The sequence below is a fragment of the Streptomyces sp. NPDC054956 genome, assembly GCF_053609185.1.
The window spans coordinates 1-13312 of sequence record NZ_JBSGXB010000215.1; the positions used below are offsets into that span (position 1 = coordinate 1).

The window sequence follows — 13312 nt, forward strand, 5'->3', positions numbered from 1 at the left end:
ACCGCATGCTCCGAGTCTCGCAGCCCGTGGGCGGCCGCCGTTCCGGATTGGCCCGTCCCCCGCCCCCCCTACCCCCGGCCCCCGGGCGGAGCCCGCACCCCCGGGGCTCCGCCCCGGACCCCGCGCCTCGAACGCCGGCGGGGCTGGATTTCCTCAGCGGCGGCGTCGGGCCGTGCCGAAGATGGAGCGGGAGATCTCGCGGCCCAGTTGGGTGCCGATCGAGCGGGCCAGGGAGCGGAAGAGGCCGCTGCCCACCACCTGTTCCGCCAGCGACGGGTCCGGCTTCGGCGCGTTCCGGGCGGCCTTCTCGGCCTCCTTCGCCTGCTTCTCGGCCTCCGCCGCTGCCGCCGCTGCCTCGGCTTCCGCCTCCGCCGCCGCCTGCTCGGCGCTGATCTTCTCGTACGCCGACTCGCGGTCGACCGGCTCCGCGTAGCGCGAGTAGAGCAGAGAGGACTTCACCGCCTGGTCCAGCGCCGCCGCGTCGATCGGGCCCATCAGCGACTGCGGGGCCCGCAGCCTGGTCGCCGCCACCGGGGTCGGCGCGCCCTTCTCGCTGAGCACGGTGATCACCGCCTCGCCCGTCCCCAGCTGGGTCAGCAGCTCCTCCAGGTCGTACGCGGAGTTCGGGAAGGTCTTCACCGTCGCCTTCAGCGCCTTCGCGTCGTCCGGGGTGAAGGCGCGCAGCGCGTGCTGCACCCGGTTGCCCAGCTGCGCCAGTACGTCCGCCGGCACGTCCTTCGGGGTCTGGGTGACGAAGAAGACGCCGATGCCCTTGGACCGGATCAGCCGGACCGTCTGCGTGATGGCTTCGAGGAAGGCCTTGGAGGCCCCGTTGAACAGCAGGTGCGCCTCGTCGAAGAAGAAGACCAGCTTGGGCTTCTCCAGATCGCCGACTTCCGGCAGGTCGGTGTACAGATCGGCCAGCAGCCACATCAGGAAGGTGGAGAAGAGCTGCGGCTTGTCCTGGACCGCCGGGAGTTCCAGTACGGAGACCAGTCCGCGCCCGTCCGCCGCCGTTCGGAGGAATTCACTGGTGTCGAATTCCGGCTCGCCGAAGAATTCCGCCGCGCCCTGCTGCTCGAAGGCGGTGAGCGCCCGCAGGATCACCCCGGCGGTCACCGTGGACAGTCCGCCGATGCCCTTGAGCTCGGGTTTCCCCTTGTCGGAGACGAGGAAGGCGACGACCGCCCGCAGGTCCTTGAGGTCGATCAGCTCCAGGCCCTTGGTGTCGGCGTAGTGGAAGATCAGGCCCAGCGACTGCTCCTGCGTCTGGTTGAGCTGGAGCACCTTGGACATCAGTACGGGCCCGAAGCTCGTGACGGTGGCCCGCAGCGGGATTCCGGGGCCGATCCCGCCCAGCGAATAGAACTCGCTGGGGAATCCGGTGGCCTCCCAGTCCTGGGCCACGTCCTTGGCCCGTTCGTCGATCTTGTCGTTGGCCGTGCCGGGCGCGGAGACGCCGGAAACGTCGCCCTTGATGTCGGCGAGGAAGACGGGGACGCCGTTGGCCGACAGCTGTTCGGCGATGAGCTGGAGCGTCTTGGTCTTGCCCGTTCCGGTGGCGCCCGCGACCAGTCCGTGCCGGTTGAGCATCGCCAGCGGAATGCGGATCTGGAGCTCCGGCAGGCAGGCTCCGTCCCAGAGGAGTGCCCCCAGATCGAGCGCTGGTCCGGTGAAGGCGTACCCGGCGGCGATCTGGCCGGCCGGGGACGCGGGGTCGGTGCTCTGGCTCATTTATCACTCCCGAAATAGCGCTATTTGCCACCTTTGCACCGTCATCGCAAGGCTGCGCCCGCAGGCCCCTGCCCGGTAGGCTTTCCGTGTGATCTTCAAGCGCATCGGAAACAGGCGGCCGTACCCCGACCACGGCAGGGAAACCACCCGGCAGTGGGCGGATGTCGCCCCGCGCCCGGTCCGGCTCGACCAGCTGGTGACGACCAAAGGCCAGCTCGACCTCGAAACGCTGCTCGCCGAGGACTCGACCTTCTACGGCGACCTCTTCGCCCACGTCGTGAAGTGGCAGGGCGACCTCTACCTGGAGGACGGGCTGCACCGCGCCGTCCGCGCCGCGCTCCAGCAGCGCCAGGTCCTGCACGCGCGCGTCCTCGAACTGGGCTGACCCTCCCGAACCGGGTGCCGGTTAGGTCCCGGTTGCGCCTTTCGGGTCACCCTTGCCCTATCAACAGATGATTCAGTGGGCATCGGCAGCGGTCGGCATTACGCTGCGCACATGAGCATGCTCACACCCCCTGGCATGGGCGGAAAGTACCGCGTCACGGGAGCGGCTTACCCCCGCATGTCCCGCCCGCGGCGCCGCCGCCGGATCGTCCTCCTCGTGCTCGGATCGATCGTCGGGCTCGCCCTCATCGGTTACGGGGCGTTGCAGCTCATCGATGTGTTCCGCGGCGACTCGGACAAACGCACCACAGCGGCCGCCGGCAAGGACTGCGCGAGCCCCGCCCCCAAGGCAGGCGCCGCGGCGGCCTCCCCGGCACCGCAGGTCGCGCTCCCCCAGCCCGGCCAGATCACGGTCAACGTCTACAACGCGACCCCGCGCGCGGGCCTCGCGAAGGCGGTCGGCGACGAGCTGAAGAAACGCGGCTTCGTGATCGGCCAGGTCGGCAACGCGCCCGCCGACTTCGACAAGAAGGTCCCGGACGCCGGGATACTGGTCGGCTCCCCGAAGACCGACAAGGCGGCCTTCTCCGTCCTGGGCACCAACCTGGCCGGAGCCACCCACCAGACCGACGCCCGCGAGGGCGCCGACATCGACCTGATCCTCGGCGACGCCTTCAAGGAGCTCACGCCGAAGGCGGACGCGGACAAGGCGCTGGCCGCACTGGCCAACCCCGAGCCCGCACCCGCCAAGAAGTGCTGACCGGCGCAGTACCGACCGCCTGAGAAGCGCCGGACCCCGGGAGCGGGGTCCGGCCTCCGTGCTATTCCGCCGAGCCGTACATGCGGTCGCCCGCGTCGCCCAGCCCCGGCACGATGTAGCCGTGCTCGTTGAGCCGCTCGTCCACCGCGGCCGTCACCACCGTCACCGGCGTGCCCGCCAGCTCGCGCTCCATGACCTCGACGCCCTCGGGCGCGGCCAGCAGCACCACCGCGGTCACGTCGTCCGCGCCGCGCTTGATCAGCTCCTTGATCGCCGCGACGAGCGTGCCGCCGGTGGCGAGCATCGGGTCCACGACGTAGACCTGGCGGCCCGAGAGGTCCTCCGGCATGCGCGTCGCGTACGTGGAGGCCTCCAGGGTCTCCTCGTTGCGGACCATGCCCAGGAAGCCCACCTCGGCGGTCGGCAGCAGCCGGACCATGCCGTCGAGCATGCCGAGGCCGGCGCGCAGGATCGGTACGACGAGCGGGCGCGGGTAGGAGAGCTTCACACCGGTGGTCGGGCCGACCGGGGTGACGATGTCGGCCTGCTCCGTGCGCACGTCCCGGGTGGCCTCGTACGCGAGCAGGGTCACCAGCTCGTCGGCGAGGCGCCGGAAGGTGGGGGAGTCGGTGCGCTTGTCGCGCAGGGTGGTGAGTTTGTGCGCCACCAAGGGGTGATCGACGACCTGCAAACGCACAACATCCTCCAAGACTCAGCTGCCGGGCTTCCGCCTGCGACCAGCGACGCCGCTACCTGCGACCCCTCTACCTGCAGAAATGGTCGCAGAACGCGCGACCCACACCCAAAAGGCTACGCGCTGTGCCCGCTCGTTGGCGCCCGAAGCGGCGGCCACGCCCTGGGCGGCCTGGAGATGCGCCCCGCCCGGACCCCGGCCACGATTGTCTGATGACCAGTCCCATGGTGATCGCGGCCGTCGACGGATCCGAACACAGCCTCAAGGCCCTGGAGTGGGCGAGGGCCGCGGCCGTGCGGCACGGCACGGGGCTGGTCGTCGCCCACGTGCTGCCCGACAGCGTCCAGCTGTACGCGGCGCGCCGCTCCTCGCTCCAGGACGCCACCGAGCCCGAGGACCTCGCGGACCCCGTCAGCGAGCGCATACGGGCCCTCCTGAGCGCTGGGGGCCCGCTGCCCTCCGAGGTCGTCTACGAGTCCCTGGAGGGCTCCGTGCCCGAGGCCCTGCGCAACGTCGGGCACGGGGCCCGGATGCTGGTGATGGGCTCGCGCGGCCGGGGCGGCTTCGCGGCACTGCTGCTCGGCTCGAACAGCCGCGCCGTGGCCACCAGCGCGCCCTGCCCGGTGGTCGTGGTCGCGCACGAGGCCCGCGGCGTGCACGTCGCCTCCCAGCCCTCGGCCGGCCGGGTCGTGCTCGGGCTGCACGCCTCGGAGACGCCCGACGACGTACTCGACTTCGCGTTCACGGAGGCCGCCGCGCGGGCCACGACCCTCCAGGTGGTCTCGGCGTACGACGTGCCGCCGTCTCCGACGATGGTGGTCGACAGCCCCTTCGCGGTGATCCCGCCGGAGGCCCTGCTGGGGGAGGACGAGAACGCGGTGCCGGCCGAGCGGGAGATGCTGCGCTCCCAGTCCGAGCGGCTGGCACCGTTCCGCGCCAGGTACCCCTCGGTCCCCGTCGAGCAGGCCGCCGTGCCCGGGGACGCCGCGGGACGCCTCGTCGCCACCTCGAACTCGGCCGCCCTGGTCGTCGTCGGCCGCCACCACCCGCGCCGGCACCTCGGGCACCTGATGATGGGATCGGTCGCGAACGCCGTGCTGCAGCACGCGCACGGACCGGTGGCCGTCGTTCCCTCTTTGTCGGAATCCGACTGAATTCACACGGAAACAGAACTGAGCCGCGATCGAGGGTGGCATCAAACGGCCGGTCCGAGGGAAGGTGGGGGTGCGGGGGGCGGACCGGACCGGACCATCCAGGGGCGGTGACCCATGCCCGATGACGACTACGAGACACCGGAAACCACGGCACAGCGCAGAGCCCGACGCGCGCAGTTCCTCCGCGACCTGCACGAGGCCCGGGAACTGCGCGACCGCGTCCAGCCCAGACGGGCCCGAGCGGCCCGCATGCGCCAGCAAATGCGCATGCGCACGTTCCGCTGGTGAGCCCTCCGGGCCCCGCGAGACCGGCGCCGGCAGAGCCCCGTACAACACGCGCGGCCAGCGCCACGGCGCGGAAGACCTCTCGCAAAGCCTCCGTTTCTGCCACGATGCCGATTGGGCGGGGTACGAAACGGCGAGAACGACGGCCGTTCCACCCCCCGCCCACCTCCGGCCGGGGGGACCTCCAACCGGCACGCCTATGACCAGTGGGAGAGTCACGGTGTATTTCGCCGCACTGCTCGCGCGCACCGAAGACGGGTGGGAAGCGAGCGACCTGGAACTCGACGACGTCGAGTCACTGAGTGATCTGATCGATCTCGCCCGCTCCACCGCTGTCGACGACGACACGGTGGTAGCCCTCATCGAACAGGAGGACACCTGGTTCGGGGTCGTCCGCGTGGACGGCGAGGAGGACCCGCGCTACTTCGTGTCCAGCGCCTCCGCCGCCTCGCGCAGCTCGTACGGCTCGATGCTGACCGACGAACTGCTCGGCAAGGACGACGAGGACGACGATCTCGACGAGTTGGACCTCGACGGCACCGAGGACGGCGAGGACGAAGTCGTCTCCTCGTACTCGGACGAAGGTTCCGACGACGAAGGGGAGGACGACGACACGGACGACGAGATCCGCGCCGGCGCCGAACCGGTGCCCGCCGGCCCGCTCGGCGACCCCCGGCTGCTCGACGACCTCGGGGTGAGCCACAAACAACTGATGACCCTCGACGGCGACGCGCTCTCGGAGATCGCCGAATCCCTCGGCGCCACCGAGGTACTGGAGGGCGTCCGGTAGTGGTTCCCGCGCACCACCCTCACGGCACCACCACGCACGCACCCGATCCCGTGCGGGACCCGTGGCGGGACTCCATGCGCCTGGCGCTCACGGAGGCCGCCCGGGCGGTGCCGGCCGGCGACGTGCCGGTCGGCGCCGTGGTGCTCGGCCCGGACGGCGGGCTCCTCGCCACCGGGCACAACGAGCGGGAGGCCACCGGCGACCCCACGGCGCACGCCGAGGTGCTGGCGCTGCGCCGGGCGGCCGCCGCGCTCGGGGAATGGCGGCTCCCGGGGTGCACCCTCGTGGTGACCCTGGAGCCGTGCGTGATGTGCGCGGGCGCGCTCGTGCAGTCGCGGGTGGCCCGGGTCGTCTACGGGGCGTCCGACGAGAAGGCGGGCGCGGCCGGGTCGCTGTGGGACCTCGTGCGCGACCGCAGGCTCAACCACCGGCCCGAGGTGATCGCGGGCGTGCTCGCGGGGGAGTGCGCGCGGCAGCTGACGGACTTCTTCCGGGAGCTCTGACCCCCGGGCGGCCGCGCCCGCCGCGGCCGTCGGCACCGTCGGCGCCACTTCCGAGGGTATGGATTTCAGAGCACGGGTCTCCTTGGGCTAAGCTCTCTCTCGGTAGCGTGTCCGAGCGGCCGAAGGAGCACGCCTCGAAAGCGTGTGATGGTGCAAGCTATCCGTGGGTTCAAATCCCACCGCTACCGCTCTGATCGAGAGCCCCGCCCCGCAAGGGTCGGGGCTCTCGGCGTTTTCCCGTGTGTGCCCGCCAGGGGACACCCGCGTACGCCTGCCCCGGTGCTCCCCGGGCACACCCGCGTGACCGCTCTCCGGGGGACACCCGCGTGACCGCCCGCCCCTTCGGCCGTTGTCACGGCATGACCAAGACCCAGCGCATCCTCGCCGCCATCGCCCTCGCGGGGGCCGCCGCGGGCCTCGCGGCTCCCGCCGCCTCCGCCGCCCCGATCTCCCCGCTCACCCTCCCGGACCTGCCGTCGCCGGCCCCGGGCATGCCGGGGACCTCCGTGCAGGGCATCGGCGGGCAGGTCAGCGGCGGCCTGAACCAGCTCAACCAGCTGATGGAACTGCCGAACCAGCTCGCGCCCGTGATCGCCCCGGTCCAGCCGATCGCCGACCTGGCCGGCGGCCTGGAGTAACGGCAGCCCGAGCGCGGCCGGAGAGCGGACGGACAACGCGAAGAAGGCCCCGACCGGAGTCGGGACCTTCGACGGTTGGGACGGGGGAAGTGGCATCGGGGGGACAAGCCACTTCCCCCGATGAGGACGGAACCTGCCAGTCCGAGCCGCAGTCAGGGGGGAAGCTTGCGGCTCGGACCCCGCAGTGAGGTCCTGTCCCTCGCTCACCGATTTCCTGCCAGAACCGGTGGGCTCGTGTTCAATCCTGCGCCTCCCGGGGCCGCCCGCACACCGGCAAAGGGCCTGGACCGCCGGGCCATTGGTCCTTAAAGGGCAGGTGAGTGTTCGAACACGACCGGATAGACTCTTCCGACCTTGCAGTACCGGTTGGGGAGGCCGACAGCGCACGTGGAAACCAAGAAACTGATCTCGGGCGCCCTCACCGTCTTCGTCCTCTTCGTCATCATCACTCAGCCGGAAAAAGCCGCCGACATGGTCAAAATAGGCTTCCAAGGAATCTCGGATGCCGCAACGGCGATCGGCGAGTTCATGACCGAACTGGTGCGCTGAACCCGTACGCTGAAGCGGTTTCCGGACTTCCCGGCCCCCCACTCCGACGGGTGGGGGGCTTTTTGCGTTCCCACGCACGGGCAGGATGTCCAGATATGCCCAACTTGCCCTCAACACGTGGTTATACGGTGCTTGCACACAGTGCACATGTCTTGTGATGCTATGACCGCTTTTGACGGATGAGTCGATGACGTGACGTGAAGGGGTGGCGTGACCGTGCCGGCCAGTACTGCGCCTCAGGTGCCACCCCAGCAGGACCCGCAGCAGGAGCACCCGCAGGGGCATCCGCAGGGGCACCCGCAGCCCCCGCAGCCCCCGCAGCAGGAGTCCCACGTACCGACCCAGCAGGAGCCCCCGGAGGACCCCCCGGCGGCCCCGAGACCGCAGAGCCGGGGCGCCGACACCCGGGCCCTCACCCAGGTCCTGTTCGGGCAGCTGAAGGACCTGCAGCCGGGCACCAGCGAGCACACCCGGGTGCGCGGGGCCCTCATCGAGGCCAACCTCCCGCTCGTCCGGTACGCGGCCGCCCGCTTCCGCAGCCGCAACGAGCCGATGGAGGACGTGGTCCAGGTCGGCACGATCGGGCTGATCAACGCGATCGACCGGTTCGACCCCGAGCGCGGGGTGCAGTTCCCAACCTTCGCGATGCCGACCGTCGTGGGCGAGATCAAGCGGTACTTCCGCGACAACGTCCGCACCGTCCACGTCCCGCGGCGCCTCCACGAGCTGTGGGTCCAGGTCAACGCCGCCACCGAGGACCTCACCACCCTGCACGGCCGCACCCCGACCACCCCGGAGATCGCCGAGCGGCTGCGCATCGGCGAGGACGAGGTGCTCTCCTGCATCGAGGCCGGCCGCAGCTACCACGCGACCTCCCTCGAGGCCGCCCAGGAGGGCGACGGGCTCCCCGGGCTGCTCGACCGGCTCGGCTACGAGGACCCCGAGCTGGCCGGGGTCGAGCACCGCGACCTCGTGCGCCACCTGCTCGTACAACTGCCCGAGCGCGAACAGCGGATCCTGCTCCTGCGGTACTACAACAATCTGACGCAGTCGCAGATCAGCGCCGAGCTCGGCGTCTCCCAGATGCACGTCTCGAGGCTGCTCGCGCGGAGCTTCGCCCGGCTGAGATCCGCAAACAGGATCGAGGCCTAACCGGATCGGGTGGAGATCGTTCTACGCGTTTCCTGACAGATCGCCAGTTTCCCGCCCTAGAGCAGGCCTATCGTGTTCTGTCGCTGGAGATACATGTCGACATGGCGCTACAGCGTGTTGCCGACATGTGACATTCTGCTGGAACCGCGTTTGCCGCAGCCCCGCCTCCGGTATTCAGGTGGAGGCTGCGTTCCTCCGACGGGCGCGCAGAGAAACGCGACCGTCCGCGACCTCAAGGGGGTGGCATGTCCGTAGACCAGGGCAGCTCCAAGGTGCTCACGCTCGTCAAGCAGCGTGAAATGCCGGCAGTGTCCCACCGCTCGGAAGCCATCGACACCCGGATCGACACCCGCACCCTCTCCCGCTCCCTCTTCCACCGGCTTGCCGGTCTCGACGCGGACAGCCCCGAACGGGCGTACGTGCGCGACACCCTGATCGAGCTGAACCTCCCGCTCGTGCGGTACGCGGCGGCACGTTTCCGCAGCCGCAACGAGCCGATGGAGGACATCGTCCAGGTCGGCACGATCGGCCTGATCAAGGCGATCGACCGGTTCGACTGCGAACGCGGCGTGGAGTTCCCGACCTTCGCGATGCCGACGGTCGTGGGCGAGATCAAACGATTCTTTAGGGACACCTCCTGGTCGGTGCGCGTCCCGCGCCGCCTCCAGGAGCTGCGCCTCGCCCTCACCAAGGCCAGCGACGAGCTCGCCCAGAAGCTCGACCGCTCGCCGACCGTGCCGGAGCTCGCGGCCGTGCTCGGGGTCTCGGAGGAGGACGTCGTCGACGGCCTTGCCGTCGGCAACGCCTACACGGCCTCCTCGCTCGACTCGCCCTCCCCCGAGGACGAGGGCGGCGAGGGCTCGCTCGCGGACCGGCTCGGGTACGAGGACACCGCGCTGGAGGGCGTCGAGTACCGCGAGTCCCTCAAGCCGCTGCTGGCCAAACTCCCGCCCCGGGAACGGCAGATCATCATGCTGCGGTTCTTCGCGAACATGACGCAGTCGCAGATCGGCGAGGAGGTCGGCATCTCCCAGATGCACGTCTCCCGGCTGCTCACGCGCACGCTCGCGCAGCTCCGGGTCGGTCTGATCGGCGAATAGCCTTCGCGGCGGTCCGACGAGGGCCGCCGCGGGCCGCCGCGGATGCGGCAATCCGTCGCACCGGCTTCCTAATTGACGCTGCGTCAGGAAAACTGCCGGGATGCGAAAGGCATCCCAGTCAGCCGCCCTGCTCGTCCTGTGCGCCACGGCTGCCGCCGCCGCCCTGACCGGCTGCGGCGGCCCGGCGCGCGAGGGCTACGTGGCCGTGGGCGCGGTGGGCCCCGGCTCCGAGCGGGGCGCCGGCGCGAACGTCGCACCGAAGGGCGGGGTCGAGTTCCAGCCCCTGCCCCCGGCCGCGGCGGGCCCCTCCGCCTCTTCCGAATCCCCCGCCTCTTCCAGCGGTACGCAGCCCGGCGCCGCGGGGGCGCAGACCCCCGGCGGCTCCACCCCGGGCGGCGGCCCGGCCACCCTCCCCGGCGGCTCCGGCGGCCCGTCCGCGGTCGCGCCCGGCACGGCGGCTCCCGGCACGCCGGGCGGCGCCCCCGGTTCCGGAGCGAGCCCGTCCGCGAAGCCCGGTACGAGCGCCCCCGCGACGCCCGCGGCCACGCCGGCGATGCTCGGCGTCGGTGCACCCACCCGTAGCCCGGCGGCGGAGCGCTGGTGCGAGAACGTCACGGTGTCGTTCACCAACACCGGCTCCACCGAGGCCAGTTCGGGCACGGTCGGCTTCGCGACGCACATCATCGGCGCCCTGGGCGTCGACTGGGCCACGATCACCTCGACCCAGCCGCTGCCGGCCCCGATCGCGGGCAACACGACGAAGACGCAGACCTATCGGGTCTGCGTCGAATCCTGGCGCGTCCCCCTGGGCATGCACATCGAGACCCGGAAGGTCACGGCCACCTGGAGCTGACGTCCGAGCCCGACGCCTGACGTCCGGGCCCGACGTCCGACGTCCGAGCCCGACGCCCGGGAAGAGCACCGGAGCGCGTCGGAGTGCCGGGCGCGTCAGGGCGCCGGAGCACCGGAGCGCCGGAGCCCGTCAGAGCGCGAGCCAGGCCACCACGGCGATCAGGACCACCGCGGCGAGACCGACGCCGATCCACAGGCCCGCGCCCGGTCCGGACTTGCGCGCGGCACGGTTCTGCATCCGCGAGCCCGGCACGGCCGGAGCCGGGACCGGCTCGTCGACGAACGCCCGGAACATCTGGGTGCTGCCCGCGGGGTCGTAGTCACCCTCGGGGGCCGGTGAGTTGTGGTTCGAGTTGTGATTCGCAGCCATGCGCAGGACCCTAGCGGGTTTTCCGATTCCTTTACCGCCCAGGCCCCCCGATTCGTTTGCCTGTAACAACCATCTGCTTCTATGGTTGCCCGAAGCAACGAGATTCGCAGGGGAGGCCGCCGCATGTCCACACCGACCGTGCAGGCCGTGCAGACCGCGCAGGCCGTGCCGGGCATGCCCGGCATCCGCTACGCGGAGCTGGCCCGCCAGCTCACCGGCATCGGCGCCGTCAGGCGCGACCTCGCCCGCATCCTGCCCGCCGACTGCCCGCCCGGCCCCGCGGCCGTCCTCACCGTGCTCGACCGGCACGGCGAGATGCGGCTCGGCCGCCTCTCCGAGTTCCTGGCCATCGACATCTCCGTGACCAGCCGGCACGTCGCGCACACCGCCGACCGCGGCTGGATCACCCGCGACACGGACCCCGTCGACGCCCGCTGCCGGATCCTGCGCCTCACGCCGGCCGGCCGCGCGCTCCTCACCGAGCTCGGCACCCGCCACACCACCGCGCTGGAGAGGGCCCTGGCGGACTGGTCCGACGCGGACATCGACCACCTCAACACCCTGCTGGCCCGACTCCGATCGAGCTTCACGCTTCCGGACAGCTAGACCGAAGGAAACACATGGCTACGACCACACCCACCGGTGTGCGGGGAGGCGGCCGGTCGGAGACCACGTCCGACAGCGCGCCGATGACCCACCCGCAGATCATGAAGGCGCTCTCCGGGCTGATGCTCGGCATGTTCGTGGCGATCCTGTCGTCCACGATCGTCTCCAACGCCCTGCCCCAGATCATCGGCGACCTCGGCGGCACCCAGTCCTCTTACACCTGGGTGGTCACGGCGGCCCTGCTCTCGATGACGGCGGCGACGCCGCTGTGGGGCAAGCTCTCCGACCTCTTCAGCAAGAAGCTGCTGGTCCAGATATCCCTGGTGATCTACGTCCTCGGCTCGATGGTCGCGGGCATGTCCCAGAACACCGGCATGCTGATCGCCTGCCGCGTGGTCCAGGGCATCGGCGTCGGCGGCCTCTCCGCCCTCGCCCAGATCGTGATGGCCGCGATGATCTCCCCGCGCGAGCGCGGCCGCTACAGCGGCTACCTCGGCGCGGTCTTCGCCGTGGCCACCGTCGGCGGTCCGCTGCTCGGCGGAGTCATCACCGACACCAGCTGGCTGGGCTGGCGCTGGTGCTTCTACGTCGGCGTCCCCTTCGCGATCATCGCGCTGATCGTGCTCCAGCGGACCCTGCACCTGCCCGTCGTCCGGCGCGAGGTCAAGGTCGACTGGCTCGGCGCCTTCCTGATCAGCGGCGCCGTCTCGCTGCTGCTGATCTGGGTGACCCAGGCCGGCGGTTCGTACGAGTGGATCTCCTGGCAGACCTGGGCGATGACCGGCGGCGCGCTCGTCCTCGGCCTGCTCTTCGTCCTCGTCGAATCCCGGGCGAGCGACCCGATCATCCCGCTGCGCCTCTTCCGCAACAAGACCATCAGCCTGGCCTCGGCCGCCTCGCTCTTCGTCGGCATCGCGATGTTCTCGGGCACCGTGTTTTTCAGCCAGTTCTTCCAGTTGGCCCGCGGTGAGTCCCCCACGATGTCCGGAATCCTCACGATTCCGATGATCGGCGGGCTCTTCGTCTCCTCCACCGTTTCCGGTCAGGTGATCACCAAGACCGGAAAGTGGAAGGCCTGGCTCGTCTCCGGCGGCGTGCTCCTGACGGCCGGCCTCGGCCTGCTCGGAACCCTGCGGTACGACACCCCGTACTGGCACATCGCGGTCTTCATGGCGCTGACCGGCCTCGGCCTCGGCATGATGATGCAGAACCTCGTCCTCGCCGCCCAGAACCAGGTGGCCCCCGAGGACCTGGGCGCGGCCAGCTCGGTCGTCACCTTCTTCCGCTCCCTCGGCGGCGCGATGGGCGTCTCCGCCCTCGGCGCGGTCATGGCCAACCGGGTCACCCACTACGTCCAGGACGGGCTCGCCGCACTCGGCCCCAAGGCCGCGGCGATGGGCCACGGCGGCACCGGCGGGGGCAGCATCCCCGACCTCTCCAAGCTGCCCGCGCCCTTCCGCGAGGTGGTCGAGAACGCGTACGGGCACGGCGTCGGCGACGTCTTCCTCTACGCCGCCCCCACCGCGCTCCTCGCGCTGGTGCTGGTGGTGTTCATCAAGGAGGTCGCCCTGAAGTCGAAGCCGGCGGCCCACGCCCCGACCGCCGAGGGCACCACCCCGGCACAGACCCCGGCTCAGGCCCAGGCCCCGGCCACCGCTCCGGCGGCCCAGGCGGCGGCCCCGGCCGAGTAACCGTACGGACGGCCCGCCGACGGGACCCCGCGAGGGAGGTGGCCCGGGCA

Annotated in this window: 16 protein-coding genes and 1 tRNA gene; 14 read left to right on the plus strand and 3 right to left on the minus strand. The window is 71.0% G+C overall.

Annotated features, from left to right (window positions below; all coding sequences use genetic code 11):
* Nucleotides 1-153: 153 nt before the first annotated feature.
* The gene (locus ACWGDE_RS27190; protein WP_453391663.1) at nucleotides 154-1734 is read right to left on the minus strand and encodes a helicase HerA-like domain-containing protein; all 1581 of its coding nucleotides are present in this window, start codon (nucleotides 1732-1734) and stop codon (nucleotides 154-156) included.
* Nucleotides 1735-1822: 88 nt separating this feature from the next.
* Here ACWGDE_RS27190 and ACWGDE_RS27195 point away from each other — a divergent pair, with 88 nt between their 5' ends.
* Both ACWGDE_RS27195 and ACWGDE_RS27200 read left to right on the plus strand, forming a co-directional pair.
* A complete protein-coding gene (locus ACWGDE_RS27195) occupies nucleotides 1823-2119 on the plus strand; it encodes a type II toxin-antitoxin system VapB family antitoxin (RefSeq protein ID WP_112446725.1) in 297 nt (98 codons plus the stop codon).
* Nucleotides 2120-2230: 111 nt separating this feature from the next.
* Complete coding sequence (locus ACWGDE_RS27200) at nucleotides 2231-2878, plus strand: LytR C-terminal domain-containing protein (RefSeq protein WP_453391664.1); 648 nt, start codon at nucleotides 2231-2233, stop codon at nucleotides 2876-2878.
* 61 nt (nucleotides 2879-2939) lie between these two features.
* On the opposite strand, the gene upp is transcribed toward ACWGDE_RS27200, so the two are convergent.
* A complete protein-coding gene (upp, locus tag ACWGDE_RS27205) occupies nucleotides 2940-3575 on the minus strand; it encodes a uracil phosphoribosyltransferase (RefSeq protein ID WP_243341834.1) in 636 nt (211 codons plus the stop codon).
* 209 nt (nucleotides 3576-3784) lie between these two features.
* Between upp and ACWGDE_RS27210 the strand changes: the two genes are divergently transcribed.
* The 10 genes from ACWGDE_RS27210 (at nucleotide 3785) to ACWGDE_RS27255 (ending at nucleotide 10596) form a co-directional block, all read left to right on the plus strand.
* Nucleotides 3785-4726 carry a universal stress protein gene (locus ACWGDE_RS27210; protein WP_453391665.1) on the plus strand — a complete coding sequence of 314 codons (942 nt, stop codon included), beginning with the start codon at nucleotides 3785-3787 and terminating at the stop codon, nucleotides 4724-4726.
* A gap of 114 nt (nucleotides 4727-4840) precedes the next feature.
* Nucleotides 4841-5014: a hypothetical protein gene (locus ACWGDE_RS27215; RefSeq protein ID WP_214954780.1), complete on the plus strand. Its 174-nt coding sequence runs from the start codon at nucleotides 4841-4843 to the stop codon at nucleotides 5012-5014.
* 217 nt (nucleotides 5015-5231) lie between these two features.
* Nucleotides 5232-5801, plus strand: coding sequence for a tRNA adenosine deaminase-associated protein (locus tag ACWGDE_RS27220; RefSeq protein ID WP_453391666.1), 570 nt, complete (start codon nucleotides 5232-5234; stop codon nucleotides 5799-5801).
* 74 nt (nucleotides 5802-5875) lie between these two features.
* Nucleotides 5876-6304: a tRNA adenosine(34) deaminase TadA gene (gene tadA, locus ACWGDE_RS27225; RefSeq protein ID WP_453391667.1), complete on the plus strand. Its 429-nt coding sequence runs from the start codon at nucleotides 5876-5878 to the stop codon at nucleotides 6302-6304.
* 101 nt (nucleotides 6305-6405) lie between these two features.
* Nucleotides 6406-6492 (plus strand) — tRNA-Ser (locus ACWGDE_RS27230).
* A gap of 171 nt (nucleotides 6493-6663) precedes the next feature.
* Entirely contained in the window at nucleotides 6664-6942 is a 279-nt protein-coding gene (locus tag ACWGDE_RS27235; protein ID WP_453391668.1) for a hypothetical protein, read from the plus strand.
* Nucleotides 6943-7329: 387 nt separating this feature from the next.
* Nucleotides 7330-7491, plus strand: a complete 162-nt coding sequence (locus ACWGDE_RS27240; protein ID WP_453391669.1) for a hypothetical protein — start codon at nucleotides 7330-7332, stop codon at nucleotides 7489-7491.
* A gap of 240 nt (nucleotides 7492-7731) precedes the next feature.
* Nucleotides 7732-8643, plus strand: a complete 912-nt coding sequence (locus ACWGDE_RS27245) for an RNA polymerase sigma factor SigF (protein ID WP_453391670.1) — start codon at nucleotides 7732-7734, stop codon at nucleotides 8641-8643.
* Between the two features lie 245 nt (nucleotides 8644-8888).
* Complete coding sequence (locus ACWGDE_RS27250; protein ID WP_453391671.1) at nucleotides 8889-9743, plus strand: RNA polymerase sigma factor SigF; 855 nt, start codon at nucleotides 8889-8891, stop codon at nucleotides 9741-9743.
* 100 nt (nucleotides 9744-9843) lie between these two features.
* Nucleotides 9844-10596 (plus strand): hypothetical protein, encoded by a 753-nt coding sequence (locus ACWGDE_RS27255; protein ID WP_453391672.1) that lies wholly within the window; start codon nucleotides 9844-9846, stop codon nucleotides 10594-10596.
* 129 nt (nucleotides 10597-10725) lie between these two features.
* On the opposite strand, the gene ACWGDE_RS27260 is transcribed toward ACWGDE_RS27255, so the two are convergent.
* Entirely contained in the window at nucleotides 10726-10965 is a 240-nt protein-coding gene (locus ACWGDE_RS27260) for a hypothetical protein (RefSeq protein WP_453391673.1), read from the minus strand.
* Between the two features lie 174 nt (nucleotides 10966-11139).
* Here ACWGDE_RS27260 and ACWGDE_RS27265 point away from each other — a divergent pair, with 174 nt between their 5' ends.
* Together ACWGDE_RS27265 and ACWGDE_RS27270 are read left to right on the plus strand one after the other, a co-directional pair.
* Complete coding sequence (locus tag ACWGDE_RS27265; protein ID WP_453391675.1) at nucleotides 11140-11571, plus strand: MarR family winged helix-turn-helix transcriptional regulator; 432 nt, start codon at nucleotides 11140-11142, stop codon at nucleotides 11569-11571.
* Nucleotides 11572-11585: 14 nt separating this feature from the next.
* Nucleotides 11586-13262 (plus strand): MDR family MFS transporter, encoded by a 1677-nt coding sequence (locus ACWGDE_RS27270; RefSeq protein ID WP_453391674.1) that lies wholly within the window; start codon nucleotides 11586-11588, stop codon nucleotides 13260-13262.
* Nucleotides 13263-13312 lie beyond the last annotated feature (50 nt).

Bases quoted from the DNA above. Each gene is read 5' to 3' on its own strand.
- ACWGDE_RS27190 (WP_453391663.1), bottom strand. From the start codon at position 1,734: ATGAGCCAGAGCACCGACCCCGCGTCCCCGGCCGGCCAGATCGCCGCC.
- ACWGDE_RS27200 (WP_453391664.1), top strand. From the start codon at position 2,231: ATGAGCATGCTCACACCCCCTGGCATGGGCGGAAAGTACCGCGTCACG.
- ACWGDE_RS27210 (WP_453391665.1), top strand. From the start codon at position 3,785: ATGACCAGTCCCATGGTGATCGCGGCCGTCGACGGATCCGAACACAGC.
- ACWGDE_RS27215 (WP_214954780.1), top strand. From the start codon at position 4,841: ATGCCCGATGACGACTACGAGACACCGGAAACCACGGCACAGCGCAGA.
- tadA (WP_453391667.1), top strand. From the start codon at position 5,876: ATGCGCCTGGCGCTCACGGAGGCCGCCCGGGCGGTGCCGGCCGGCGAC.
- ACWGDE_RS27235 (WP_453391668.1), top strand. From the start codon at position 6,664: ATGACCAAGACCCAGCGCATCCTCGCCGCCATCGCCCTCGCGGGGGCC.
- ACWGDE_RS27250 (WP_453391671.1), top strand. From the start codon at position 8,889: ATGTCCGTAGACCAGGGCAGCTCCAAGGTGCTCACGCTCGTCAAGCAG.
- ACWGDE_RS27255 (WP_453391672.1), top strand. From the start codon at position 9,844: ATGCGAAAGGCATCCCAGTCAGCCGCCCTGCTCGTCCTGTGCGCCACG.
- ACWGDE_RS27260 (WP_453391673.1), bottom strand. From the start codon at position 10,965: ATGGCTGCGAATCACAACTCGAACCACAACTCACCGGCCCCCGAGGGT.
- ACWGDE_RS27265 (WP_453391675.1), top strand. From the start codon at position 11,140: ATGCCCGGCATCCGCTACGCGGAGCTGGCCCGCCAGCTCACCGGCATC.
- ACWGDE_RS27270 (WP_453391674.1), top strand. From the start codon at position 11,586: ATGGCTACGACCACACCCACCGGTGTGCGGGGAGGCGGCCGGTCGGAG.